Source organism: Nostoc sp. (assembly GCF_036919555.1).
Lineage (GTDB): Bacteria > Cyanobacteriota > Cyanobacteriia > Cyanobacteriales > Nostocaceae > Nostoc.
On sequence record NZ_JBALCS010000007.1, the window covers coordinates 1 to 25,220 of the forward strand.

Consider the following 25,220-nt stretch of genomic DNA (forward strand, 5'->3'; position numbering starts at 1 on the left):
ACCTTCTATACCAAAAACATTTTGCTGAATGAGGGTATCCGCGCTTGGATGGCTCCTCAAGATCAACCCCACGAACAATTTGTATTCCCTGAGGAGGTATTACCACGTGGTAACGCTCTCTAATAGACCAAATATCTTAGGCGGCGCTGGACGCGACCAAGAATCCACTGGGTTTGCCTGGTGGTCTGGTAACGCACGTTTAATCAACCTATCTGGCAAACTACTGGGTGCTCATGTTGCCCACGCTGGTTTGATTGTATTCTGGGCTGGAGCGATGACCTTGTTTGAAGTCGCTCACTTCATTCCTGAAAAGCCCATGTATGAGCAGGGCTTAATCCTATTACCTCACCTCGCCAGTCAGGGTTGGGGTGTTGGTGCTGGTGGTGAAGTTATTGATACCTTCCCCTACTTTGTTGTCGGTGTACTCCACCTAATTTCCTCAGCCGTCCTTGGCTTTGGCGGTATTTATCATGCCGTCCGTGGTCCAGAAACCTTAGAAGAATACTCTTCTTTCTTTGGTTACGACTGGAAAGACAAGAACAAGATGACCAACATCATCGGGTTCCATCTGATTATTTTGGGATGCGGTGCGCTGCTGTTGGTGATAAAGGCAATGTTCTTTGGTGGTTTGTATGACACCTGGGCACCAGGCGGTGGTGATGTTCGGATTATTACTAATCCGACATTGAACCCAGCAGTTATCTTCGGTTATATAATCAAGTCTCCCTTTGGTGGCGAAGGCTGGATTGTCAGCGTCAATAACTTGGAAGATGTGGTCGGCGGTCACATCTGGATTGCCTTTATCTTAATTGCTGGCGGTATCTGGCACATCTTCACCAAGCCTTTTGCTTGGTCACGTCGGGCATCAATCTGGTCTGGTGAGGCTTACCTTTCCTACAGCTTGGGCGCTCTCTCTCTGATGGGCTTCATTGCCTGCCTGTTTGTTTGGTTTAACAACACCGTTTACCCCAGCGAATTTTACGGTCCTACGGGTCCTGAAGCTTCTCAAGCTCAGGCTCTAACCTTCTTGATTCGTGACCAACGCTTAGGTGCTAACGTCGGTTCTGCCCAAGGCCCTACAGGATTGGGTAAATATCTGATGCGCTCTCCCACTGGTGAAATCATCTTCGGTGGTGAAACCATGCGCTTCTGGGATTTCCGCGGCCCTTGGTTGGAGCCTCTACGTGGTCCCAATGGTCTTGACTTGGAAAAAATCAAGAACGATATTCAGCCTTGGCAAGCTCGTCGCGCTGCTGAATACATGACCCACGCTCCTCTGGGTTCTCTGAACTCCGTGGGTGGTGTGGCTACCGAGATTAACTCCTTCAACTACGTATCTCCTCGCGCTTGGTTGGCGACTTCTCACTTCGTACTAGGGTTCTTCTTCCTAGTTGGTCACTTGTGGCACGCTGGTCGCGCACGAGCAGCTTCTGCTGGTTTTGAGAAAGGAATTAACCGCGATACTGAGCCAGTGATGTTCATGGACAACCTCGACTAGGTTGTAAGGTTTATCTAATCACTGACAATTAAATAATTTAGAGGCTCTTGCATAAAAGCAAGGGCTTTTTTTATAGGAGAATTAGTAATCTGCTGATTAAACTGGGCGACTTACCAAGGTAATTAATACTATGAGCGATTCCAATTTTATTGATGCTTTGCGATGGACATCTGAAGCTAAGGAAAAGTTACAAAATATTCCCTTTTTTGTCCGTGTTCAAGCTCAAGCCCGAATTGAACAACTGGCTCGTGAAGCAGAGCAAGAGTTTGTGACAGCTGATTTGGTAGAACAGGCTAGGCTTGAGTTTGGACAATAACACATTCTGGTTTAGCTTAGGAATAAGAATTAAATAACATCCAATTTATGTCCCTGGCTTACCTCACCCTCAATCCCTCTCCTTATAAAGGAGAGGGAAGCTAGAGATAGAATAAATAATCCACGTTCCTTACTCAAAAATTCATCTCATCGCTTACCCGTTCGCGTAGCGATGAGATGAATTTTTGGAATTTTTAGTTTTTTTGTACCTTTCTACCCTTGCAAATCTTGAGCAATTCTAAAACCAGCATGTTGATAAAAGTAGGGACGAAACCAGTTGCGATAGGTTGGTAATGCCATTGAACCATTAGTAGCCCATGAACCGCCGAGCATCATCTGATGTTTGCCATCAAAAAAGGGTGCTGCTTGGTCTTCGTAAAGCGGATGAGGTTCAAATCCTGGTAGGGCGTTGAAAGTGTCCCCTAGCCATTCCCAAACATTTCCTCTGAGGTCATAAAGCCCACAACTACTATTAGCTGGTTTGAACATTCCCACTGGGCTGGGGGAAATGAATTGTAAGTTGAGATTATAGTTAGCTAATAATTGGTTATCCTCACAGGTAAGTAAGGCTTGATTCCATTCGGCTTCACTCATCAGGCGTATTTCTGAGCCTTGAGAGCGACAAAATGCGATCGCTTCGTAGTAATTGACTTCCACAGGCCAGTCTAGAGGTAAGTCTATTTCGTCGAATGTGGCTCGATAACGGTAGCCATCCTGAAAGGGTATCCAGAATTTGGGATGTTGGACATTGTAGAGTTGCTTCCAATTCCCAGATTCACTATCCCAGTAATCGAAATTTTTGTAACCACCAGCTTGAACAAATTTCAGATATTCTCCGTTAGTGATTAGATGTTGACTAGCTAAAAACGGTTTAACTTCAACAGTGCGATCGCCATATTCGCTATCCCAACCATAGGTAAGATCATCTTGGGGTTTTCCTAGTTTCACCACACCACCTGGAACCCAGCGCATTTCATTGTTAGGAATATTACCGTTAGTAGGTGCGTAATTCCAGCCGGGGGGACGTTTTAGACGATCGCTAGGCAATTGACGCACCAGCATCGAAGAGGTTTCAAAGTGAATGCGACTATGTTCTATTCCCATCAGCAAAGCCCAGAAGGGATGCTGTTGATGAATTGGGAGATCCAGGCACGTATTTTGAATCACCTTTGTGATCGCCTCTCGTGCCTTGTCCCGATATTGCCAAACTTTTTTGACATCAGGCCAGCTAACCCCTTGCATAGCTGCGTCGAGTTCCGTCGGTGTTTGTGGGTCAACTCCGATTTCAAATAGGGTTTCGTATTGTGAATCAATTCGAGCTTTTATTAAACCAACGGCAATTAACTTGTTGATCAAAAAAACAGCTGAGTGACCAAGATAAAAAATTATCCGGTTTCTTAAAGGATCAGGGTTAAGATAAAAAGTCTCTTCCCCGACCAAACTTTTCATGAGTATTTCTTCAAGTTCCCAAGAATTTTCAAAGTAGTTGAGCAGGCTTTGTGAACTGCAATCACTGAGTATGGGAACTTGATTTGATTTCAGTTTATTTATCGTTGAAACTAAAGCCATGATATTTTTGACAGGAGATTAATTGCACAAATTACATAAATTATGACTGATTACAAGAAAAAGTGTTTTTGATCACATTTTTTCTGTGTCGCCATGATCGGGCAATTTGCTCAATTTGTAAATAGACAAATAATGTATTTTAAAATACTCAAACTACGGATTGACAGAATAATATAAATAATGAATTGACGTTAACTAGAGTCTAAAAAACCTAACAACTATATCTGATGACCGCAAAGTGATATCAAGTTAAAAGTTCTGCAACTAATTTGAGAAGCATACGGCGATGCCTTCACAATAGGCATCGCGGATTTTAGATTAGATTAAATCTAAAATCCCAAATCGAGTTATCGATTCACCGCCGCAGCTTCTCGTGCTGCTGCTGCTTGATCTGGGTGGATACCCAAGCGGGTGAGATTAATCCGACCTTTGTTATCAATTTCGCGCACTTTGATAATCACTTCATCGCCCACTGCTACTTCATCCTCAACTTTGCCAACGCGGTAGTCAGCAAGTTGTGAGATGTGGATCATACCTTCTTTTCCAGGCAGAAATTCCACAAATGCACCTATCGGTATAATCCGAGTGATGCGTCCGGCATAGACATCCCCTTCGTTCAGCTTGCGGGTCATGCCTTGGATGATGTTTTTGGCTCTCTTAGCCCTGTTCTCATCCACAGCTGAAATTGTCACCGTGCCATCATCTTCGATGTCAATTTTAGCACCAGTTTCCTCTGTGATTCCCTTAATAGTCTTGCCTCCAGGCCCGATGACCAAACCAATCATGTCTGAATCAATCTTGATTGTTAACAGACGTGGGGCATAGGGTGAGGTTTCAGTCCGCGGGGTGTCAATGCAGGCGAGCATTTTCTCCAGAATGTGCAATCGGGCTGATTTGGCTTGGTGGACAGCTTGGGAAATAATATCCAAAGATAGACCGGAGATTTTCATATCCATTTGCAAGGCGGTAATCCCGACATCCGTCCCGGCAACTTTGAAGTCCATATCGCCTAAAAAGTCTTCAATGCCCTGAATGTCGGTGAGGATTCGCACTTCCTCCCCATCCTTAATCAGACCCATTGCTGCGCCACTGACGGGTTTGAGAATTGGCACACCAGCATCCATTAGGGCGAGGGTGGAACCGCACACCGAACCCATTGAGGTGGAACCGTTGGAGGAAAGTACTTCCGATACGATGCGAATCACGTAGGGAAATTGTTCTTTTGACGGTAGCACAGGTAGTAGCGCTCGCTCTGCTAATGCCCCGTGACCAATTTCGCGCCTTCCTGGCGCCCGCATTGGCTTGGTTTCCCCGACTGAGAAAGGCGGGAAGTTATAATGATGCAGATAACGCTTGTGTTGATCTAGCTGCATGTCGTCGTTGAGGTTTTGGGCATCCCCAGGTGTACCCAGAGTACAAGCGGATAATACCTGAGTTAGTTCCCGGTTAAATAAACCGCTACCGTGGACTCGCTTTGGTAAGACATCAACTAAACAAGAAACAGGTCGCACTTCATCAAGTTTACGACCATCAACGCGAACGTTATCTTCGATGATTTGCCGCCGCATGAAGTATTTGGTAATATCTTTAAAAGTGTTACCAAGTGCCTTGCTATTTGCAGTTGCGGCAACTCGAATTGGGTCTTCTTGTGGCAGTTCAGTGATCGTTGTGGCAATTTCATCCTTGACGACATCTAAAGCGTCATCGCGTTCGGGTTTGGTGAAATGAAATTGAGACAGGATTTTCTTAATCTGGCTACTAGCGCGATCGCGGATATAATTTTCTAGCGTCTGGTCTACTTCTGGTGCTCCTGCTTGCACTATTACCAAACCCAGTTCTGCTACTAAATCTTGCTGCGCTTTGATTAAGTCCCGCACTGCTTCATAACCAAAGTCAATCGCCTCGATAATATCTCGCTCTGGCAACTGATTGGCTCCCGCCTCCACCATGATCACGCCATGTGGTGAACCTGCTACGACCAGATCCAAGTCTCCAGCTTCAATTTCTGCATAGGTGGGGTTAATAATGAAATCATCTCCCACTAAACCAACCCGCACTGCTGCCATTGGCCCATTAAAAGGAATCTGGGCAATTAGGGTAGCGATGGAAGCACCTGTAACTGCTAGCACATCGGGCGGTACTAACTCGTCCATCGACAGCGTTATGGCAATAATTTGCAGATCATCCCGTAGCCATGAGGGGAACAGGGGACGCATGGGACGGTCTATAAGACGGCTGGTGAGAATTGTTTTTTCTGGTGGGCGACCTTCCCGCCGCATGATCCCGCCGGGAATCCTGCCTGCGGCATACAGCCTTTCTTCATAATCTACTGTGAGTGGAAGAAAATCAATACCTTCTCTGGCTCGCGATCGCGTAGCCGTAACTAAAACGGATGTGTCCCCTGATTCTATCAACACCGACCCACCAGCCTGGGGAGCTAGTAAGCCTACTTTCAGTCGAATATCCCTACCATCGAAGGATATTGACTTATCAACTTCTGCCATTCAGTTTTTTTTCCTTCTCTTTCGCTATTCTCTTTCTGTGGCAATCCTAACATTTATGCCCTATGACTGACTCCTAGTACATACAAAGATAAGACTTGTGGTTCAACCCAAAGCGCGATACATCATCAGCGCGTCTACTACCTCTTCATCCCCTAGCTTCGCCGCACGCCCAATGCGCCCAATGATCTCAAATCCTAACGACTGCCAAAGTGTAATTGAAGGTATATTAGTTTCAAAGACCAAATTAAACATTACTGCCTCATAACCAAGGTTAGCTGCTATCAAAAGCATCGCCTCTCCCATGAACCGCCCTATCCCCTGACCGCGTAACCCAGGTTGTACAATAAAACCAGCGTTGCAAATATGGCTACACCGACCGGGAAAGTTTGGTTTTAAATAAAACGCCCCTAATATTTCTTTTGGCTTGTGTGTAGCATTCTCAACAGATGTCTTGACAACAAAGGCATCCTTACTCAACCAGTAAGCTGAAAATTCTGCCTGAGATAGAGGTTGTTTTTGGGGATAAGTTTTACCTTCAACAATTACAATATTAAGTAATGCTCTTACAACCTCCTGTTCTTGAGGATGCATATAATCTAGTTCCACTAATAACCCATTTTTTAAAACTTTAATTAGGGGAAAAATCATTATTAATAATCTTTGTGTAGAATATTTGCTGAAATATTTATTATATGCAATATTTGACTAAAAAATCTTATTGAGAAGATGCAAAAAAGAAAATAATAACGATTTTAATTCTTGAGTTTTGGGAAAATCTGAGTAGTTAGCAAATGGCGATTTTACACGGGAATTGGTTACTAAAAAATCAAAATGGTTGTTTATTTATTTGGGGAGAAACGTGGCGATCGCCACGAGTAAATTTCCAGCCTAATGACTCTGGAGATATACCACTACATCCATTGGCAATGACATCAGTTGAGTTGAGTGAGTGGTTGCGTTCGCGGAACATGGCGATTGCTAACTTCATCCAACAACCTCAAGTAGCGATCGCGATCGCTACTACTGGGCGAACGCGCAAAGCCGCCAGTACCACTGAGATCAGTTTGCCAACGCATTCGCAAATAATTGCCCTACCAACTTATATCCCCGAAGGCAGTAAAGAAGGAACAACAGCGATTTTCCCTGTGCATTCTGCCAGCTTGGGGTTGGATACAGACTCCCCGCAATATTTGCAACCGTGGCGAGTTGAGGGTTTTTGTCTTAATCCCAGCGAGGCAGTAAAATTTCTCACTGCTGTTCCCCTAAATGCTGCTAAAGGGGAAGATGCCTTTTTAGGAGGAGATTTACGTTTTTGGTCGCAGGTTGCCCGGTGGAGTTTAGATTTAATCTCACGGTGTAAATTTTTACCAATAATTGAGCGACAATCAGATGGTGCATTTGCCACTAGCTGGCAAGTACTTCTAGACAGTGCTGTAGATGGAACCCGCCTAGAAAAATTTTCTGCGAATATGCCATTGGTTTGTCGTACCTATCAGGAGGGAGTGGGGAGTGGGGGAATAAGGGAGCAGGGAGATCAGGGAGCAGGGGAAGAAGAATTAATAACCCATGCCCAATGCCCAATGTATGTAAACTTCCCCAGCGAACCTCAAGAATTACTTTTGGGATTTCTTAATAGTACGATAGATGCCCAAGTGCGAGAAATGGAGGGTTCCCAACCTCCAATGGAAGTGAAAGCAATGGCATCTTTACCATCTGCGGTGCGACAATGGTTGCAAGCTTTAACCAGTGCATCTGGTACAGTCAATGCAGATGCAATTGAAGTGGAACGACTGGAAGCGGCACTGAAGTCTTGGACTATGCCGCTACAATACGAATTAACTCTTAAAACTCTATTTCGTACCTGTTTTCAATTGCGTTCTCCAGAGGCTGGCGAAACAGATTGGACATTGGCGTATTTCCTGCAAGCGGCTGACAATCCAGAGTTTTTGGTGGATGCGGCAACTATTTGGAATAATCCAGTTGAGCAATTGGTTTATGAAAATCGGGTAATTGAGCAACCACAAGAAATATTTTTGCGAGGTTTGGGGCTAGCTTCCCGATTATATCCAGCGATCGCACCCAGTTTTGAAACCGAATATCCCCAATTTTCTGATCTCACTCCCATCCAAGCTTATGAGTTTATCAAGGTTGTAGCTTGGAGGTTGGAAGACAGTGGTTTGGGAGTAATTTTGCCTCCCAGTTTAGCGAACCGTGAAGGATGGGCGAATCGTTTGGGTTTGAAAATTACTGCCGAAACCCCAAAGACAAGGCAGGGACGTTTAGGGTTGCAAAGTCTGTTGAATTTTCAATGGCAATTGGCAATTGGTGGACAAACTATTTCCAAAGCTGAGTTTGATAAACTTGTGGCTTTAAATAGTCCGCTAGTGGAAATTAACGGCGAGTGGGTGGAATTGCGATCTCAAGACATCAAGACAGCCCAAACTTTTTTTACCACTCGCAAAGACCAAATGGCGCTTTCTTTGGAAGATGCCTTGCGTTTCAGTACAGGGGATACCCAGGTAATTGAAAAGTTACCAGTGGTTAGCTTTGAGGCTTCTGGAGCATTGCAAGAGTTGATTGGGGCGTTAACAGATAACCAGGCGATCGCACCTTTGCCCACACCAACAGGCTTTCAAGGACAGTTGCGACCTTATCAAGAACGTGGTGCCGCTTGGCTGTCCTTCTTGGAACGTTGGGGTTTGGGTGCGTGTCTCGCCGACGATATGGGATTGGGCAAATGCATAGCAAATAATACATTACTAGATGTAAACGGACTGTTACACACAGCCGAGACAATCTGGACAACTCACGCTGGAGAAACAGAGTTTGACGGCGAAGGATTTTGGGCTAACCCCACAGAGCAATTATTAGTTAATTCCATAGATGAAAAAACTGGCAAAATCGTCCAAGCTAATGTCAGACGGTTATATCGGCAGCAAGTCCGCGAGAAATTACGAAAAGTCACGCTAGAAGACGGTAATAGTATCACCATTACCCGTCGTCACAAGCTGCTGACAAGCAAAGGTTGGACAAATAACTTACAGGTAGGTGATTACGTTTGTGTACCAGGTAAAACGCTTTGGAATGGACAATCGCAAGATCCTGATTTAGTCAAATTTCTCGCTTGGCAGATTGCCGAAGGGCATGAACTACCCGATGTAGGAAGAGTCACAATATCTCAAAAAGACACCAGAGTACTAGAGGATTTACTCCAGACTTGCCAACGCATTCAAAAGCGCTATAACCTCAAAATTAACAGCCCTAATATCTGCACCTTTCCTAATAGAGTTCCTTGTCTTCGAGTTAACAGCCAAGCCTATCGGCGATTTTTAGAAGCTAAAGGTTATGTTTGGGGAAAACTGTCGGCAGAAAAATCTATTCCGCCTTTCATCATGCAGGCAGACTTGAATAGTGTGCGGATCTTTTTACAAAACTATTTTGATGCTGAATCTGCTGTGATTTGGAGTATGGGGAGTATCGAGATTTCTACAGCTTCAGCTTTACTAATTCAGCAACTTTCTACTCTGTTACGTCGTTTCGGCATTTGGTTGCGAATATCGCCCAAACTGAAGTGTGCCACTAATGGAACTCGTACTTTTCGCACCTACTATATCGGTGTAATTGGAGGAAATTCTGCCCGCAGATTTTGGCAAAAAATTGGTTTTAATAACTCAGAAAAACAGAGTAAATTAGAACAAATTTCTCAACTGGTTAGCAACACAAATATTGAAGGAATTCCGGCTTCTGATATTGTTGCCCAAACAGTCAGAGCCACGGGACTAGCGTTGCGGCATTTTGGGATGCACAACACTGTTTATATTAATGGCTCACAGCAATTTTCTAAAGATAGTTTACAGCGAGTAATAGCTGGGGTGAGCCGCATGATTAGTGGAGAAGCCCAAGAGCAGTATCAGCTACTAAAACCTTCCAAGTGGACAACTCAAACTTTGTCGGCCTATGGCAACCTAGATGTAGAACAGTTGAGCTTAACGAGAGACTCTTTGCAATGTCTTCTCGATCAAGAGGTCTTTTATTGCCGGATTGAGGGTATTGAAGATGTGGAGTATGAAGGGTGGGTTTACGACTTTGAAGTTAGCAAACATCACAATTTCGTTGCTAACAATATTATTTGTCATAACACTATCCAGTTCATTGCCTTTCTGCTTCACTTGAAAGAACAAGATGCACTCGAAAATCCAACTCTATTGGTTTGTCCAACTTCTGTTTTAGGCAACTGGGAAAGGGAAGTCAATAAATTTGCACCAAGCCTGAAAATTTTGCAATATCACGGTGACAAACGCCCAAAAGGGAAAGCGTTTTTAGAAGTAGTGAAAAATCACGATTTAATCGTTACCAGCTACTCACTTCTTCATCGAGATATCAAGTCATTACAAAGTGTCTCTTGGCAGATAATTGTTTTAGATGAAGCGCAAAATGTCAAAAATCCAGAGGCGAAGCAATCAAAAGCAGTGCGGCAATTATCAGCTACGTTTCGCATTGCATTAACGGGGACACCCGTAGAAAATAGACTGCAAGAACTATGGTCGATTTTAGATTTTCTTAATCCTGGGTATTTAGGTAATAAGCAATTTTTCCAGCGTCGGTTTGCGATGCCAATTGAAAAGTATGGGGATACAGCTTCTTTGGCTCAGTTACGTTCATTAGTTCAACCATTTATACTGCGGCGATTGAAAAGCGATCGCGACATCATTCAAGACTTACCAGATAAGCAAGAAATGACTGTATTTTGCGGTCTGACTGGCGAACAGGCTGCACTTTATCAACAAGTTGTAGAAGCATCTTTAGCAGAGATTGAATCTGCGGAAGGATTGCAACGCCGGGGGATGATATTGGCTTTACTAATCAAACTCAAACAAATCTGCAATCACCCAGCCCAATATTTGAAACAAGCGACATTAGAGCAACATAGTTCAGCCAAACTTCTGCGGTTAGAAGAAATGTTAGAAGAAGTTTTAGCAGAAGGCGACCATGCTCTAATCTTTACACAATTTGCTGAGTGGGGAAAGTTACTTAAACCTCATTTAGGAAAACAGCTGGGACGAGAAATATTCTTTTTATATGGCAGCACTAGTAAAAAACAACGCGAGGAAATGATCGACCGTTTTCAACACGATCCTCAAGGTCCACCGATTATGATTCTTTCTCTAAAAGCGGGTGGAGTAGGACTGAATTTAACACGAGCAAATCATGTATTTCATTTTGACAGATGGTGGAATCCAGCCGTGGAAAATCAAGCCACAGATCGAGTATTTCGGATTGGTCAAACCCGAAATGTGCAAGTACATAAATTTGTTTGCACTGGCACTTTAGAAGAAAAAATTCATGACATGATTGAAAGTAAAAAACAACTCGCTGAACAAGTTGTAGGTGCTGGTGAAGAATGGTTAACTGAAATGAATACAGATCAACTTCGCAACTTACTACTACTTGACCGTAGTGCAGTAATTGACGATGATGCAGAATAAGTTCGTAGTAAGGACTTTAGTCCTTGAATTGAGGGCTAAAGCCCTCACTACAAACCCGTCCAAATTGGTGTAGCAGATTACTATAGTGCTTCTCATTTGTATGCAATAGACTCTGACTTCACTTGCATCCCTTTCTCCTTTTAAAAGAGAGGCTTTAAGACTTACTCCCCTTGTAGGGAAGGGGCTGAAGGTTAGGTCTATTTGGACTCACCTGAGAACCGCTATAGATTAAATATGCGATATTAATGACAAATATCACACCTTCTTCTTTAGTCTGTGCCATCATGTCAAACCACTTTGCCCACGGTTATGCGTTGTTGATTGGGGTTGGCACAACAGCCGAATCCCGATGGTCATTGCCTGTCACAGTTAAAGATGTGCAAGCCCTGAAGACGGTGCTAATTGACCCAAACTTGTGTGCCTATCTGGATGATTCAGAACATATTCGCTTATTGCAGAATCAGCAGACGACGCGCAGCGCAATTTTGGATGGATTAACGTGGTTAAAGGAAAAAGCTGCTACTGATCGCGATGCAACAATTGTAGTTTTTTACTCTGGGCATGGGGGCATTGACACATCAACTCAGTGCTATTATCTGGTTCAGCATGACTTCAATTCCACAGACATTGCTAACACCGCTCTGTCTGCCCAAGAATTTACTGAAGCTTTGCGGCAGATTCAGGCAAAGCGGTTGTGGGTGGTAATTGATAGTTGCCACGCGGAAGGTATGGCTACTGCTAAGGGCGAACTACCTGCTGATTTTATCGCTACGGCATTACCCAAGGGGGTGGTCGATGCCTTGAAGCAGGGTGAAGGACGGGCGGTGTTTACGTCCTCCAGAGGCAATCAGGTTTCTTGGATACGTCCTGATGGAACCATGAGCCTCTATACTTATCATCTAATTGAGGCATTGCGAGGAGCGGCTAATCAACCAGGGGATTCCAAAGTCATGCTCTCAAATCTGATCAATCATTTGGGTAAAACCGTGCCAGAGAGCGCCAGAACCTTACGTCAGGCAGAACAGACTCCGTTTTTTGATACAGCGATGGAAGATTTTCCTATTGCCATGCTGCGGGGATGGAATAATTCGTAATTAATTCAAGCTTTCACGCCCCTATATACTGCCAGAGTTCCATTCTGTAAGCGTATATTTGCGAAACTGATATGTTCCTAATGATAACGCTATATATAGGAATCCGGTTTGATTTATGAAAAGATACGTAGGGTGTGTTAGCGACAGCGTAACGCACCAAACCCTTGATAATGGTGCGTTACGAACTTCGTTCTAACACACCCTACAATCCCTAATTTTGTTCAAAAATCAAGTAGTAATCCTATAGCAATCCTAAATAAGTTATGAATAAAAAGATCCCCGACTTCTTGAAGAAGTCGGGGATCTGAGCCTCTCGGTGTTTGCGACTCAAATAGGATTGCTATAGTCTGAGGTAATTCTCACAAAACGAGATCAACTTATCCATCCCATAATTTTGAATTTTGAATTTATTTATGACTAATTACACATTACAAGCAAGTCGAGAATGGTGGTCACAACAATGGCTAGATTTGTTAGATTCCTATCGTTTTAAAAAGCGTTTGGAACGTGCAAGAAATTATGCTCGTCAAGGAAATGTTCTCAGCATCGAATTTAAAGGTGCAAAAGTATTGGCTAGAGTGCAAGGTAGTGAAATCGAACCTTATAAAGTTTCCCTTTCCCTTGAACCCTTTAGTGATGAGCAATGGGGTTATGTAATTGAAACCATGTCTCAAAGGGCCATTTTTGCTGCCAAACTTTTAGCAGGAGAAATGCCACAAAATATAGAAGAAGTGTTCACAGCTAATGGTCTTTCAATATTTCCTTTTACCCTTGCTGATATTCAGAGTAAATGCTCTTGTCCTGATAAAGCAAATCCCTGTAAACACATTGGTGCGGTATACTATCAGTTAGGCGATCGCTTCAGTGAAGACCCCTTTATACTATTTCAATTGCGCGGACGTACCAAAGAACAAATCATCAGGGATTTGCGTCAGTTACGTAGTGCCAAGATTGAACCCAATACTACACAAACTCTTGATGTTCAACAGTCAATTCCTAATAACAAATACTCGGTAAAAATTGACTCTTTCTGGCAATATAATGAGCCACTAGAGTCAACCTTGGTAGTGATTGTGCCCTCCAGCAGCGAGACGGTATTAGATGTATTAGGAGCAATTCCCCTAGCCAAGGAAGAGGAAAATGCAGTAAATTCAACTTCGACTGATGTGGTAATGAAGTATTTGAATACGGTTTACAGAGATGTGAGCCAGAAGGCTGTTCTAGCAGCAATGAATGTGGGAGGAAGTTGACACTAATTCGTAATTCGTACTTATGAATTAGGTTGACTGGGTAGTTCAATTTTTAAGTAGGTAGTCGTAATTAAATATAAGATCAAACCTCACCCTCAATCCCTCTCCTTACTAAGGAGAGGGAAGCCGGAGGCAGGGGTGAGGTTTAATTTACTAATAATCCAATAATCCCCTATGCGATCGCTAATTCCCAACTCAACCACAACATTTAACTTTTCACCCCTAGCTTGACCTTTAATAAATACCTCCGCTTTTTCTTTTCCAGCAGAACACTGAATTCTTCTTCAAGACTATTTTCCAGTAGTTGCGGTTGAGGGGATCAAGTATTTATCATACCAAGCTAAATAACGCTCTAGGACATCACGTTGATAACTCGGTTTGCTGATTCCGTGGGACTGTCCGGGATAAACTACTAACTGAGTATCAATTCCGAGACTTTTCAGGGCTTGATACATCTGTTCAGAGTTTTGCAGTGGTACAGAACCATCCTTGTCACCTCCCAGAAATATTGTCGGTGTCACAATTCGGTCAGCGTGAAGAAATGGGAAAGAAACTCGTAGCCATGTATTAAGGTTCTTCCACGGTACGCCTAACTCCTGTTCTACGTCATAGATATACTCATCTGTACCGTAGGTTGCAAGAATATTTGATTCGCTAGCCCCACTAACTGCGGCTTTAAAGCGAGTATCTTGAGCAATAGTATAGTTGGTTAACATCCCCCCATAACTCCACCCACCAATTCCTAAACGCGATGGCGAAGCAATTCCGCTAGCGATCGCATAATCAGCACCGGCAATAATATCTTGAGCGTCTTTGTTTCCCCAGTCTGCATAAATCGCTTTGGAGAAGGCTTCACCTCTTCCTGAACTCCCGCGTGGGTTAACACCGACAACGACATAGCCTTTGGCCGCAAACAGTTGCCAATTAAACATAAACTGATTTGTGAACTGCCCCACAGGTCCGCCGTGCAGCATCAGCAGTGTCGGGTATCTCTTCCCTGACTGAAAGTTAGGTGGCTTGACAAGAAAACCGTGAATTTCTGTTCCATCTTTACTATCAAAGGTGATTTCATTTGTAGTTGCTAAATTTAGTTGAGCTAGCAACTGATCATTTTGGTGCGACAATGGACGTAAATCTTTACCTTTGAAGGCGAAGACTTCACTTGGTTGTTGTGGCGTTGAAGAAAGTAAAGCGATTTTGTCATCGCCTCCTAAATCAAAGTTACTAATATTTCGCCTTCCTGCTAACAAGCGCTCAATTTTGCCACCAGCTACGGGTATCTTTGCAAGGTGAACGTTGCCATCGTCTTCGATTAAAAACAGTATTGATTTCCCATCTTTTGTAAAGTGCGGTTTGACAACATTGCGATCAAGGCTGGAAGTCAGTAGACGCGGAGTGCCGCCAAGGGCAGGAATCACCGCTAGATGGTAAACTGCGTATTCAATGAGTTTGGGTGAACCTCCTTGAAGATAGGCAATTGACTTCCCATCTGGACTCCAAGCTGGACGGCTACCCCAATCAGGATCGCTATCAGGTCCAGAAAAAGTGGTTAGCTGGCGGGCTTTTGCTCCAGGTTGGGCAGCGATGACATAAAGATCCCAATTATTGTTGCGCTCGCTATTTTCACCGCGTTTGCTCACAAAAGCAATATTTTTACTATCACTTGACCAAGCAGGTAAAGACTCATTAAATGAACCTGGGGTGAGAATCTCTGTTTTGCGAGTTCCTAAGTCCAATACATAAAGATGTTCTCGACTTTTGTCGATAAAACCGACACCATCTTCTTGAAAGTGAAACAGATCGATAACAATCGGTGGTGGGGTTTTGCCATTAAAGGGAGTTTCTGGAGCTGGTTCAGACGCAATTACGGCTAGTCGTTTACTGTCACCAGACCAGACAAAATCGCTAACATCACCAGCAAAGTCGGATATTTTTTCGGCTTCACCACCTGCTAGGTTGAGCAACCAAATTTGCTGTTTTCCAGATTCACGGCTGGAGATGAAAGCTAGATACTTCCCATCTGGGCTGAACCGAGGGTTATATTCACTATCTTTACCGTTAGTTAAATGTAACGTTCGGGAAGCATCCCAAGAAGTCATGTAAATATGTTTATCTTGTGTCTCATTTTTCAAATCGGTATTAGTTACTGTGTAAGCAATCCAGTCTCCAGTGGGAGAAAGTTGGGGATCGCTAATTTGGCGAAAGGCAAACTGATCCTCAAGCGTCAGCAGGCGTTTCTCTTGAGCTTGAGCCGAAATATTTATACCAAGTGTCATCGCTAAAACAGCACTTATTAAAGCGATTTTTGTTAGCTTTTTCATAACTAGATATCTTGAAGGAGGCAGCTATGCTGAAGGAATAATTGGATGGGGATTCAGACGGTCCTGATATGTTAAGCAATTTTAGGGGTTTAAGTTGCATAGCAACTACTAAGCAGAGCGTTTGGTGTCGGGGTCTAAATCCCCGTCACCAAATGTAATTGCAAATTGCGAATTGGTTTAATGTAGCCGCGACTTCAGTCGTTTGGCTCCTCCACACAACTGAGTCGGGTACTTTTGCTTAAGCTTTTTTCAACCAGCTAAACATAGCGCGTAAATCTTTGCCAACTTCCTCAATTTTGTGTTCAGCTTCTTTGCGACGCAAGGCGGTAAATCCTGGTTTACCAGCTTGGTTTTCCAGAACAAATTCCCGTGCAAATTGCCCAGATTGAATTTCGCTGAGAATCTTTTGCATTTCAGCTTTGGTTTGTTCGGTAACAATTCGCGGACCACGGGTATAATCGCCATATTCAGCTGTGTTAGAAATGCTGTCGCGCATTTTGGCTAAACCACCTTCCACAACCAAGTCAACAATCAGCTTGACTTCATGCAGACATTCAAAATAAGCCAATTCTGGTTGATAACCAGCTTCTACCAAAGTTTCAAATCCGGCTTTGATTAAAGCACTCAAACCACCGCATAATACCGCTTGTTCGCCAAATAAATCTGTTTCGGTTTCTTCGCGGAAAGTAGTTTCGAGAACACCAGCGCGAGTACCACCGATACCTTTAGCGTATGCCATCGCCCGATCGCGTGCCTGACCACTGGCATCCTGATAAACTGCAAACAGCGCTGGTACACCTTCACCCTGTTCATAAGTCCGCCGTACTATATGTCCCGGACCTTTGGGTGCTATCATCACCACATCTACGTTATCTGGTGGTACAATTTGCCCAAAGTGAATATTGAACCCGTGGGCAAAAGCTAACACATTCCCTTCTTCTAAATTGGGTTCAATCTCATTTTTGTAAATCGTTTTTTGGACTTCATCAGGTAACAAAATCATGATAAAGTCAGCAGCATTGGCAGCATCTGCAACATTCTTCACAGTTAACCCAGCTGCTTCAGCTTTCGCTACTGATTTACTACCCGGATATAATCCCACAATCACATTCAAACCACTATCTTTTAAATTGAGAGCGTGGGCATGACCTTGGGAACCATAGCCGATAATAGCAATAGTTTTTCCAGCCAAAAGGTCTAAATTGGCATCTTCGTCATAATACATCCGGGCCATAGAAGCATCTCCTGTCAGCAAGCATCGTAAATTGGCAGATTTTTGATTGTACCTCAAATTGAGTAACCACAGATTAACTATGAGCTATTGAATTCTTTACCCCTTTTAACGTGAGTTCGATGAACCTCTCCCTGACTTGAACTAAAGTTCAATTCTGTCCCTCTCCGAGTCGGAGAGGGACAGGTTTTGCGTAGTAAAACCAGGGAGAGGTTTTTGATTCGACTAATTAGGCAAACACGATATAACCCATCGAACTCACGTCCTGTTACATAAATCGCAACAATCCAGGCTTTGAGTTTTTCTTCAGTAATACTGGGTTTAACTTCATCCATCTGGGGGTAGATTATGTACGCTTCGATTAAATTACCGCGCACATCTGCTTTATTTGTGAGTGCGTTATTAGGAGGGGTAATTTTCACCAGTTGTGCCGCTTCCCATCAGTCAGCAAATCAGGCTTTACCTCAAGTTGCAGCCGATGGCGCGGCAAATAAAGCAATGGCACCTGCTAGTGAAAGCAGTATTTCCCAAAAGACGGAAGCTGCACCAATAGCCCGTTCTCGTCCCCAACTAATCAAAAAGGCAGCAATGTCTTTGACTGTCAACTCTGTAGATAAGACTATTGATGCTGTTTCGCAAATTATCAATAAACAGCAAGGGGATTTGATCGGGTTGCAAGAACAACAACCCAAAAACGACAATCGGCGTTACACAGCAACAATCCAATTGCGGATACCAGAGAATCTGCTGGAATCTACCTTAGAGCAACTAGCTAAATTGGGCACTGTCGAGAGTCGTAATATCACTGCCGAAGATGTGGGCGATCGCCTGGTGGATTTCCAAGCTAGATTAACTAATTTGCAGAAAACTGAAGTCAATTTGCAAAAAATTATGGATCGGGCGGGTTCCATTAGAGATGTGCTTAGTGTTGCCCAAGAATTGAATAATGTCCGCCAAACAATAGAACAAATTAATGCCCAACTCAAAAGCCTACAAAATCAAGTTGCATATTCCACTATTACGCTGTACCTAGAAGCAGCAGTTTCTAGCACCAGTCCCCAACCTGCCTTTGGTTTGCAAGTTCAGGAAACTTGGAACAATTCTACCCACTCTTTGAGTGCATTTACCGTTGGCTTACTCAAGCTGGGTATTTGGTTAATTGTTTACAGTCCCTATTTGTTAATTTTTGTTGCTCTTGTCTATGGCTTTTCCCGTTGGCGGCGAACTCATTCACCACGTTTGACACAAACACCAGAATCAACTAATTCTGGGTGAAGTTACATAAATCCTACATCTATCTTTGAGAAATTTACACAAGCAACGAGTAATGTAAACATTCCAATATTTTATTGTCTGCGCCTCTATCTGGAAAAGTTCTGTTTATCCTGTAGTTCTGATTACTTTAATCATTCTTCAAATGTAAAAAGCAATACAAAATATCTGATGACAATTTTGATACAAATTTGTTAAGAATAGTTACAATAGTCAGAATACAGGATAATATTTCTTATGAAAAATTCACTTGACAATAATCCACCCCATCAAGTAGTGATTGTTGGCGGTGGCTTTGGTGGACTTTATGCGGCAAAAACACTGGCGAAAGCGGCAGTAAACGTCACTCTGATTGATAAACGTAACTTTCATCTATTTCAACCCCTTTTATACCAAGTCGCCACAGGTGCGTTATCTCCTGCGGATATTTCTTCGCCGTTGCGTTCTGTACTCAGCAAGAGCAAGAATACGAAAGTGTTGCTGGGAGAGGTGAATAATATTGATCCAGAAGCGCAAAAAGTGATTGTGGGCGATAAAGCAATAGCTTACGATACGTTAATTGTCGCCACAGGAGCGAAGCATTCCTACTTTGGTAAAGACAACTGGGAAGAATTCGCCCCAGGCTTGAAAACTGTAGAAGATGCCATAGAAATGCGTCGCCGGATTTTTACAGCTTTTGAAGCCGCAGAAAAAGAAACTGATCCAGAAAAACGCCGTGCTTGGTTAGCTTTTGTAATTATTGGTGGTGGCCCAACTGGTGTAGAATTAGCAGGCGCGATCGCAGAATTGGCAAACCAAACTCTCAAAGAAGATTTCCGCAACATCGACACATCGGAAGCTAAGATTTTGCTATTAGAAGGTCTGGATCGCATTCTCCCACCCTTTGCACCAGAATTATCACAAGAAGCGGAAGCATCTCTAACGCGGTTGGGGGTGATTGTCCAGACAAAAACGCTGGTAACGAATATTGAAAATGATCTTGTTACTCTCAAACAAGGTGATGAAGTTAAAGAAATTGCCTCAAAAACGGTATTATGGGCAGCAGGTGTGAAAGCTTCAGCAATGGGAAAAGTGCTAGCAGAACACACAGATGCTGAGTGCGATCGCGCTGGGCGCATTATCGTCGAATCTGACTTGAGTATTAAGGGACATCCCAATATTTTTGTAATAGGCGACTTGGCAAATTTTTCTCATCAAAATGGGAAACCCCTACCTGGTGTTGCACCTGTAGCGAAGCAACAAGGTGAATATGTCGCAGAACTAGTCCAGCATCGGCTTGCAGGTAACAGTTTGCCACCCTTTTCTTATGTTGATCACGGTAGTTTAGCGATGATTGGGCACAACTCTGCTGTGGTAGATTTGGGTTTTATCAAGCTGAAAGGTTTCTTTGCATGGCTGTTTTGGCTGTTGATTCACATTTATTTCTTAATTGAATTTGACAACAAATTAGTAATAATGATTAAGTGGGCATGGAACTATTTTACCCGTAATCGCGGAGCAAGATTGATTACAGGACAAGAATCCTCACCCACTCAGGAATTGGCGATCGCAACAGTTATTACAACATCAGAAAATAGTAAACAGCCGGTAAATATCTAATTGGGCATTGGGCATTGGGCATTGGGCATTGAGGAAAGAGTTCTTATAACTCCTAACTCCTAACAGACGCGATTAATCGCGTCTCTACTCCTAACTCCTGTACAGACGCGATTAATCGCGTCTCCCCGCCCTCATAAATTAGCAGTAAGCTGTTTGAGGGCGTTTTTCATAATCTACACATGGCAACTATTAACGACAACTACCTGAAACTGAAAGCGGGCTACCTGTTTCCAGAAATTGCTCGGCGGGTGAATGCCTTTGCGGAAGCGAATCCTGATGCTAATGTTATCCGGTTGGGGATTGGCGATGTTACTGAACCTCTGCCGGAGGCTTGCCGGACAGCTATGATTAAAGCTGTGGAAGAAATGGGCGATCGCAACACCTTCAAAGGGTACGGACCAGAGCAAGGCTACGCTTGGTTACGGGAAAAAATTGCTAGTCAAGATTTCCAAGCACGGGGAGCTGCGATCGATGCTTCAGAAATCTTTATCTCCGACGGTTCCAAGTGCGACACAGGTAACATTCTGGAAATCTTTGGACATGACAACATCATTGCCGTTACTGATCCCGTTTATCCCGTATATGTAGACACAAATGTAATGGTGGGTAATACGGGGAATATCAACGATAAAGGCGAATTTGAGGGTTTAGTTTATCTACCAATTACGGCTGAAAATAACTTCACCGCCGAAATTCCCTCAAAGAAAGTCGATTTAATTTATCTCTGCTTTCCTAATAACCCCACTGGCGCAACTGCAACCAAGGAATATTTAAAGGCATGGGTGGACTATGCCAAAGCTAATAACTCGATTATTTTCTTTGATGCAGCCTATGAAGCTTATATTACCGATCCATCACTACCCCACTCAATTTATGAAATTGAAGGTGCAAGAGAAGTTGCGATCGAATTTCGGTCTTTTTCCAAGAATGCAGGTTTTACGGGAATCCGTTGCGCGTTAACCGTGGTCCCGAAGACACTCACAGGAAAAGCCGCCGATGGTTCCGATGTGGAACTGTGGAAACTGTGGAATCGTCGCCAGTCCACCAAATTCAATGGTGTTTCTTATATCGTCCAACGAGGAGCCGAAGCGGTTTACTCTGAAGAAGGACAGACACAAGTCAAAGGATTGGTTAGTTTCTATCTAGAAAACGCCAAAATTATCCGCGAGAAACTCACAGCCGCCGGATTATCAGTGTATGGTGGCGTGAATGCACCTTACGTCTGGGTAAAAACGCCTAATGGTTTATCCAGTTGGGAATTCTTTGATAAGCTGCTGCAAACTGTCAACGTTGTCGGCACACCTGGTTCTGGCTTTGGTGCTGCGGGTGAAGGTTACTTCCGCATATCAGCGTTTAATAGCCGCGAGAATGTCGAAGAGGCGATGAAGCGGATTACTGAGAAGTTTAAGGTGTAAGGCGATCGCTTTTAGCTGCTTTTGTTAAACTCATTCTATTAGTCTAAAGGTTACGGTGGGCTGTATTCTCCACCGCAACCTGATAGATAATTATTTAAACTCAGCTTACTCATATTCTGGTTATGACTGCTGCCATTCCCGTTTTCAAACCTGTTAGCCAGATGCAGTTAGCACCTGGTAGCACAGTGACTATTCCAGATGTTACCTGGGAAGAATTTGAATCTATTTTACAAGAATTGGGAGAAAAAAGAACTACACGAATTGCCTACAGCCAGGGTACTTTAGAAATTATGGCTCCTTTACCAGAACATGAAATTCCCAAAGATTTAATTTCTGATATTGTCAAAATATTGCTGAAGGCTAAACATATCAGATACCAACCTTTTGGTTCCAGCACCTTTAAACGGCAAGGTGTAGCAGGAGTTGAACCTGATGCTTGCTTTTATATTCAGAATTATCAACGAATGATTGGTCATCGCCGCTTACAACCTAATGATCCGCCGCCAGATTTAGCGATTGAGACTGATGTGACATCAAAAACTACTCTCGATGCTTATGAAGCCATTGGAGTCCCAGAATTATGGGTTTACGATAGTGGAAACCTTTCTATTTATTTGCTAAGAGATGGGAAATACATAAAATCTAATAGCAGTCCCAATTTTGCAGATATAGCTATTACTCAGATTATCCCTGCTGCTGTGGAACGTAGTTGGCAAGTAGGAAGTTTTCAAGCTTTGGAAGAATTGGAAGCGATGATTTAGGAATAATAATTAAATAACATACAATTTATGTCCCTGGCTTACCTCACCCTCAATCCCTCTCCTTATAAAGGAGAGGGATCGTGAGATAGGATGAAGTTTTGCATTTTATTTAATCCACGTTCCTTAGTAAATAAAATAGGCAGTAGGAGGTGTATTGGCATTGCCAGCCGCAGGCATCGCCTTCATATTGTGCTTGCCAAGTTAGCGTTTTGGGTATGTTTGGCAGAATTAGTTTCTGGCTCTGAATACATAGCAAATAACTCACTAAAAACCTTTTCCCCATTAATCTCTCCACTACTAACAAATCGTTCTACCTCAATCGAACCATCCTCAAAAAATTCCACTTCCCATCGTTCCCCAGCCACCGCCACATTTACCATAATCGTTTCATCCCGATGATGGGCTAAAGTATAACTAATTTTCTCTTGTTCTAATTGATTTAGAAAACTAACTAGTTTGCCAAATCCGTGATTCTTCATTTGTCAAACCTCTTATCGCTTAATAACTTGCGAACAACTTTAAAACCCGGTTGATTTGCCTCTGATCCCGCTTATATCTCCTTCCATAACATTTCACAAAATTCATCCTAACTGGGGGATTCCTCTGGGAGTGGAGCCTGTTTTTTACTACCCTTCTTGTACTTCAGGATTTCAGACACCTTTTGCCCAGCAAATTTATGTACGATTTCCTCCTCTCTTTTTGATTGCGTGGCTACTTTCCTTTATACAATAGCGATCGCGCATACATGACTACTCTTTATTCCTGAGAATTACTTTTTCTTTCTTCGCTATCATCAGGTAAATCAATTTTTGGCGCAACTTTTGGTTGCCCATAATTAGCCAAAGTTACCCCTTCTTCTAAATATACAGCAGAGTATTTAGTCAACCCGATACGCTGTGAAGTGTAAATTCCAGAATGACCTGAAAATAAATAGCTCACTACACAGCCAATAGCAATAAATACCCCTGATTCCAAACCAAATAGTTCAATTCCCATTAAGGTGGATGCCAAAGGTGTATTTGCTGCACCCGCAAACACACCCACAAATCCCATTCCTGCTAACAGTGGTGAAGGTAATGCTAAAAGCAACGACAAAGTATTACCTAAAGTTGCACCAATAAAAAACAAAGGGGTCACTTCCCCGCCCTTAAAACCTGCTCCTAGAGTTAGAGTAGTCAAACCCAATTTTGCTGCAAAATCCCAAGGAGGTAGCTGAGTGTGGAAGGAATCAACGATAGTAGGGATACCAAGCCCAATGTATTTAGTTGTGCCACTCAAACCAACAATTGCTGCTATCATCGCACCGCCTACCAAAGGACGCATTGGAGGATAAGATATCTTTGCTTTAAACAAGTGACTAATTTGGTGAGTTACTTTAGCAAAGAATCTCGCTACAATTCCAAAGATTGCACCTGCAATAATCGCAGAAATCAGCCCCCAAATTGTGAGCGTCGGTATAGACGGCGCGTATTGGTATGCAGTATGATGCAAACCCAATAGTAAGGTTACTTGATTTCCAACGATCGCAGCAATTAAAGAGGGAAAAAGAGCATCATAATTAATTTTACCAATTGCTAAAACCTCTAGACCAAATACGGTTCCAGCTAAGGGAGTACCGAAAACTGAAGCGAATCCTCCACTGATACCTGCGGTTAATAAAATTCGCCGATTGGCTCCTTGAAAATGTAATATTTTAGTTAACTGGTCTGCCAAAGAAGCACCCATTTGTAATGCTGTACCTTCACGACCGGCTGAACCTCCAAATAAATGGGTGAGGTCTGTTCCTAGCAAAACAAGAGGAGCCATACGAAAGGGAATAATATTTTTGGGGTTATGGATTTCTTCAAGTAAAAGGTTATTTCCGGCTTCTACAGTCCGACCGAATTGATGATAAATCCAACCGCTCAAAAAGCCACCAAGGGGAAGTAAGGCGATAATCCACCGATGCGATTCCCGCCAATCGGTTGCCCATTCTAATGATGCCAAAAGAGCCGCAGAAGCCGTTCCAGCAAAAATGCCAACTACAACGGAAATAGGCAACCACTTAATTAAGTGTGGTAATGCAATAAACGGTTCAAATTGACGAAACTGTTTCATAAATACACTGGTGAACATCCCATGACTCCTTGAGGCGCGATTTGTAGACTTACACTTTCTACAGGGGAGTCAGGTGATGCGTTTAGCCAAGCCCTACTCTCCCGCAGTCAGCGAAGAAAGTAGGAGCCATCAGCCTTTCAGTGGTGATTTTGGGGACTGAAAAGGCGGTTTCGGCGAGCTCCATCGCCATTGATTTGACTTTCGTTGTGAGTTTAGTGTATCGCCAAATTCCAGGCTTAAGAGAAGTAACTAGGGTATTGTCACATATTACTTAACAAACGTACTTGACCCTGAAACTTTATCTGCCCAACATGTATGTGAATTATATCGTGACGGAAAGCGCGTTGAAGATGCTTTTCTGCTCACAAAAAGACTTCTTGGTTTAGCTTATATTTGGGTTGGCGACAACAATGGTGTACAAATCCAGATTTTTGCCACTTGGATTTTTTATGCTGTTCTTAACCAATTATGTATCGATGTAGCGTAGTTTACCGCCGTAGGCATCGCTCTCAACCAACCTTTAGACCGAATTTCTACAGAAATGGTGTTTCGCAGTTTATACCATTTGTCCCAAGCTGTTCTCCGTGGTGATGCCAGTGACGCTATTCCTTATCTTGTGCAACATCAAAAGCTCTTTGGATTAGTCAAAACTAGGCGTAAGCGTCATCGAGAGATTGACGCTTACACTCAACGAATTTGGGCAAAATCTTCTTACAGCAGAATTCAAGTATTTGAACCACATCTGTCGTAGGAGCACAGCAATGCTGTGCCCTTACTGCGTGGTCTATTTACCTCAAAATAGCTGTAA

16 protein-coding genes, 2 pseudogenes and 1 riboswitch are annotated in these 25,220 nt (G+C 43.2%); of the genes and pseudogenes, 11 read left to right on the forward strand and 7 right to left on the reverse strand.

Going from position 1 to position 25,220, the window contains the following annotated elements; translation table 11 throughout:
* The 3 genes and pseudogenes from V7K36_RS01925 to V7K36_RS01935 form a co-directional block, all read left to right on the forward strand.
* Window positions 1-123 (forward strand): annotated as a pseudogene (locus V7K36_RS01925) (photosystem II D2 protein (photosystem q(a) protein)); the annotation flags it as partial.
* Window positions 107-1,498, forward strand: coding sequence for a photosystem II reaction center protein CP43 (gene psbC / locus V7K36_RS01930; protein WP_335112734.1), 1,392 nt, complete (start codon window positions 107-109; stop codon window positions 1,496-1,498). The pseudogene V7K36_RS01925 and the gene psbC, both read left to right, overlap by 17 nt.
* 130 nt (window positions 1,499-1,628) lie before the next feature.
* Window positions 1,629-1,814, forward strand: a complete 186-nt coding sequence (locus V7K36_RS01935; RefSeq protein ID WP_334833163.1) for a PCP reductase family protein — start codon at window positions 1,629-1,631, stop codon at window positions 1,812-1,814.
* A 212-nt stretch (window positions 1,815-2,026) separates the two neighbouring features.
* Here the strand turns inward: V7K36_RS01935 and ovoA are convergent, their stop codons facing one another.
* The 3 genes from ovoA to V7K36_RS01950 form a co-directional block, all read right to left on the reverse strand.
* Window positions 2,027-3,382: a 5-histidylcysteine sulfoxide synthase gene (gene ovoA / locus V7K36_RS01940; RefSeq protein WP_335112736.1), complete on the reverse strand. Its 1,356-nt coding sequence runs from the start codon at window positions 3,380-3,382 to the stop codon at window positions 2,027-2,029.
* A 347-nt stretch (window positions 3,383-3,729) separates the two neighbouring features.
* Window positions 3,730-5,886, reverse strand: a complete 2,157-nt coding sequence (locus V7K36_RS01945; protein ID WP_335112738.1) for a polyribonucleotide nucleotidyltransferase — start codon at window positions 5,884-5,886, stop codon at window positions 3,730-3,732.
* Window positions 5,887-5,988: 102 nt separating this feature from the next.
* Window positions 5,989-6,534 carry a GNAT family N-acetyltransferase gene (locus V7K36_RS01950; protein ID WP_335112739.1) on the reverse strand — a complete coding sequence of 182 codons (546 nt, stop codon included), beginning with the start codon at window positions 6,532-6,534 and terminating at the stop codon, window positions 5,989-5,991.
* Window positions 6,535-6,677: 143 nt separating this feature from the next.
* On the opposite strand from V7K36_RS01950, the gene V7K36_RS01955 reads away from it, so the two are divergent.
* From V7K36_RS01955 to V7K36_RS01965, 3 genes are all read left to right on the forward strand, one after another.
* Window positions 6,678-11,372: an SNF2-related protein gene (locus V7K36_RS01955; RefSeq protein ID WP_335112741.1), complete on the forward strand. Its 4,695-nt coding sequence runs from the start codon at window positions 6,678-6,680 to the stop codon at window positions 11,370-11,372.
* A 245-nt stretch (window positions 11,373-11,617) separates the two neighbouring features.
* Window positions 11,618-12,466, forward strand: coding sequence for a caspase family protein (locus tag V7K36_RS01960; RefSeq protein ID WP_335112743.1), 849 nt, complete (start codon window positions 11,618-11,620; stop codon window positions 12,464-12,466).
* A 413-nt stretch (window positions 12,467-12,879) separates the two neighbouring features.
* Entirely contained in the window at window positions 12,880-13,716 is an 837-nt protein-coding gene (locus V7K36_RS01965; RefSeq protein WP_335112746.1) for an SWIM zinc finger family protein, read from the forward strand.
* Window positions 13,717-14,006: 290 nt separating this feature from the next.
* Here V7K36_RS01965 and V7K36_RS01970 read toward each other — a convergent pair whose 3' ends face one another.
* Both V7K36_RS01970 and ilvC read right to left on the reverse strand, forming a co-directional pair.
* The gene (locus V7K36_RS01970; protein ID WP_335112748.1) at window positions 14,007-16,037 is read right to left on the reverse strand and encodes a S9 family peptidase; all 2,031 of its coding nucleotides are present in this window, start codon (window positions 16,035-16,037) and stop codon (window positions 14,007-14,009) included.
* 238 nt (window positions 16,038-16,275) lie between these two features.
* The gene (gene ilvC / locus V7K36_RS01975) at window positions 16,276-17,271 is read right to left on the reverse strand and encodes a ketol-acid reductoisomerase (RefSeq protein WP_334943866.1); all 996 of its coding nucleotides are present in this window, start codon (window positions 17,269-17,271) and stop codon (window positions 16,276-16,278) included.
* 345 nt (window positions 17,272-17,616) lie between these two features.
* Between ilvC and V7K36_RS01980 the strand changes: the two genes are divergently transcribed.
* The 4 genes from V7K36_RS01980 (at window position 17,617) to V7K36_RS01995 (ending at window position 22,315) form a co-directional block, all read left to right on the forward strand.
* Window positions 17,617-18,543 carry a DUF4349 domain-containing protein gene (locus V7K36_RS01980; RefSeq protein WP_335112751.1) on the forward strand — a complete coding sequence of 309 codons (927 nt, stop codon included), beginning with the start codon at window positions 17,617-17,619 and terminating at the stop codon, window positions 18,541-18,543.
* Between the two features lie 234 nt (window positions 18,544-18,777).
* Window positions 18,778-20,139 carry an NAD(P)/FAD-dependent oxidoreductase gene (locus V7K36_RS01985; RefSeq protein WP_335112753.1) on the forward strand — a complete coding sequence of 454 codons (1,362 nt, stop codon included), beginning with the start codon at window positions 18,778-18,780 and terminating at the stop codon, window positions 20,137-20,139.
* 179 nt (window positions 20,140-20,318) lie between these two features.
* On the forward strand, window positions 20,319-21,554 hold the full coding sequence (locus V7K36_RS01990; protein ID WP_335112755.1) for an LL-diaminopimelate aminotransferase: 1,236 nt from the start codon (window positions 20,319-20,321) through the stop codon (window positions 21,552-21,554).
* Between the two features lie 122 nt (window positions 21,555-21,676).
* Window positions 21,677-22,315, forward strand: coding sequence for a Uma2 family endonuclease (locus V7K36_RS01995; protein ID WP_335112757.1), 639 nt, complete (start codon window positions 21,677-21,679; stop codon window positions 22,313-22,315).
* Window positions 22,316-22,497: 182 nt separating this feature from the next.
* On the opposite strand, the gene V7K36_RS02000 is transcribed toward V7K36_RS01995, so the two are convergent.
* Both V7K36_RS02000 and V7K36_RS02005 read right to left on the reverse strand, forming a co-directional pair.
* Window positions 22,498-22,794 carry a hypothetical protein gene (locus tag V7K36_RS02000; RefSeq protein WP_335112759.1) on the reverse strand — a complete coding sequence of 99 codons (297 nt, stop codon included), beginning with the start codon at window positions 22,792-22,794 and terminating at the stop codon, window positions 22,498-22,500.
* 277 nt (window positions 22,795-23,071) lie between these two features.
* Window positions 23,072-24,412: a voltage-gated chloride channel family protein gene (locus V7K36_RS02005; protein ID WP_335112761.1), complete on the reverse strand. Its 1,341-nt coding sequence runs from the start codon at window positions 24,410-24,412 to the stop codon at window positions 23,072-23,074.
* A 113-nt stretch (window positions 24,413-24,525) separates the two neighbouring features.
* Window positions 24,526-24,609: riboswitch (Fluoride riboswitch) on the reverse strand.
* A 68-nt stretch (window positions 24,610-24,677) separates the two neighbouring features.
* Between V7K36_RS02005 and V7K36_RS02010 the strand changes: the two are divergent.
* Window positions 24,678-25,163: pseudogene (locus V7K36_RS02010) on the forward strand (hypothetical protein); the annotation flags it as partial.
* Window positions 25,164-25,220: the final 57 nt, after the last annotated feature.

Coding starts and splice junctions, on each gene's coding strand:
- ovoA (WP_335112736.1), bottom strand. CDS start 3,382: ATGGCTTTAGTTTCAACGATAAATAAACTGAAATCAAATCAAGTTCCC.
- V7K36_RS01945 (WP_335112738.1), bottom strand. CDS start 5,886: ATGGCAGAAGTTGATAAGTCAATATCCTTCGATGGTAGGGATATTCGA.
- V7K36_RS01985 (WP_335112753.1), top strand. CDS start 18,778: ATGAAAAATTCACTTGACAATAATCCACCCCATCAAGTAGTGATTGTT.
- V7K36_RS01935 (WP_334833163.1), top strand. CDS start 1,629: ATGAGCGATTCCAATTTTATTGATGCTTTGCGATGGACATCTGAAGCT.
- V7K36_RS01960 (WP_335112743.1), top strand. CDS start 11,618: ATGACAAATATCACACCTTCTTCTTTAGTCTGTGCCATCATGTCAAAC.
- V7K36_RS01965 (WP_335112746.1), top strand. CDS start 12,880: ATGACTAATTACACATTACAAGCAAGTCGAGAATGGTGGTCACAACAA.
- V7K36_RS01950 (WP_335112739.1), bottom strand. CDS start 6,534: ATGATTTTTCCCCTAATTAAAGTTTTAAAAAATGGGTTATTAGTGGAA.
- V7K36_RS01980 (WP_335112751.1), top strand. CDS start 17,617: ATGTACGCTTCGATTAAATTACCGCGCACATCTGCTTTATTTGTGAGT.
- V7K36_RS01970 (WP_335112748.1), bottom strand. CDS start 16,037: ATGAAAAAGCTAACAAAAATCGCTTTAATAAGTGCTGTTTTAGCGATG.
- V7K36_RS02000 (WP_335112759.1), bottom strand. CDS start 22,794: ATGAAGAATCACGGATTTGGCAAACTAGTTAGTTTTCTAAATCAATTA.
- ilvC (WP_334943866.1), bottom strand. CDS start 17,271: ATGGCCCGGATGTATTATGACGAAGATGCCAATTTAGACCTTTTGGCT.
- V7K36_RS01995 (WP_335112757.1), top strand. CDS start 21,677: ATGACTGCTGCCATTCCCGTTTTCAAACCTGTTAGCCAGATGCAGTTA.
- V7K36_RS01955 (WP_335112741.1), top strand. CDS start 6,678: ATGGCGATTTTACACGGGAATTGGTTACTAAAAAATCAAAATGGTTGT.
- V7K36_RS02005 (WP_335112761.1), bottom strand. CDS start 24,412: ATGAAACAGTTTCGTCAATTTGAACCGTTTATTGCATTACCACACTTA.
- V7K36_RS01990 (WP_335112755.1), top strand. CDS start 20,319: ATGGCAACTATTAACGACAACTACCTGAAACTGAAAGCGGGCTACCTG.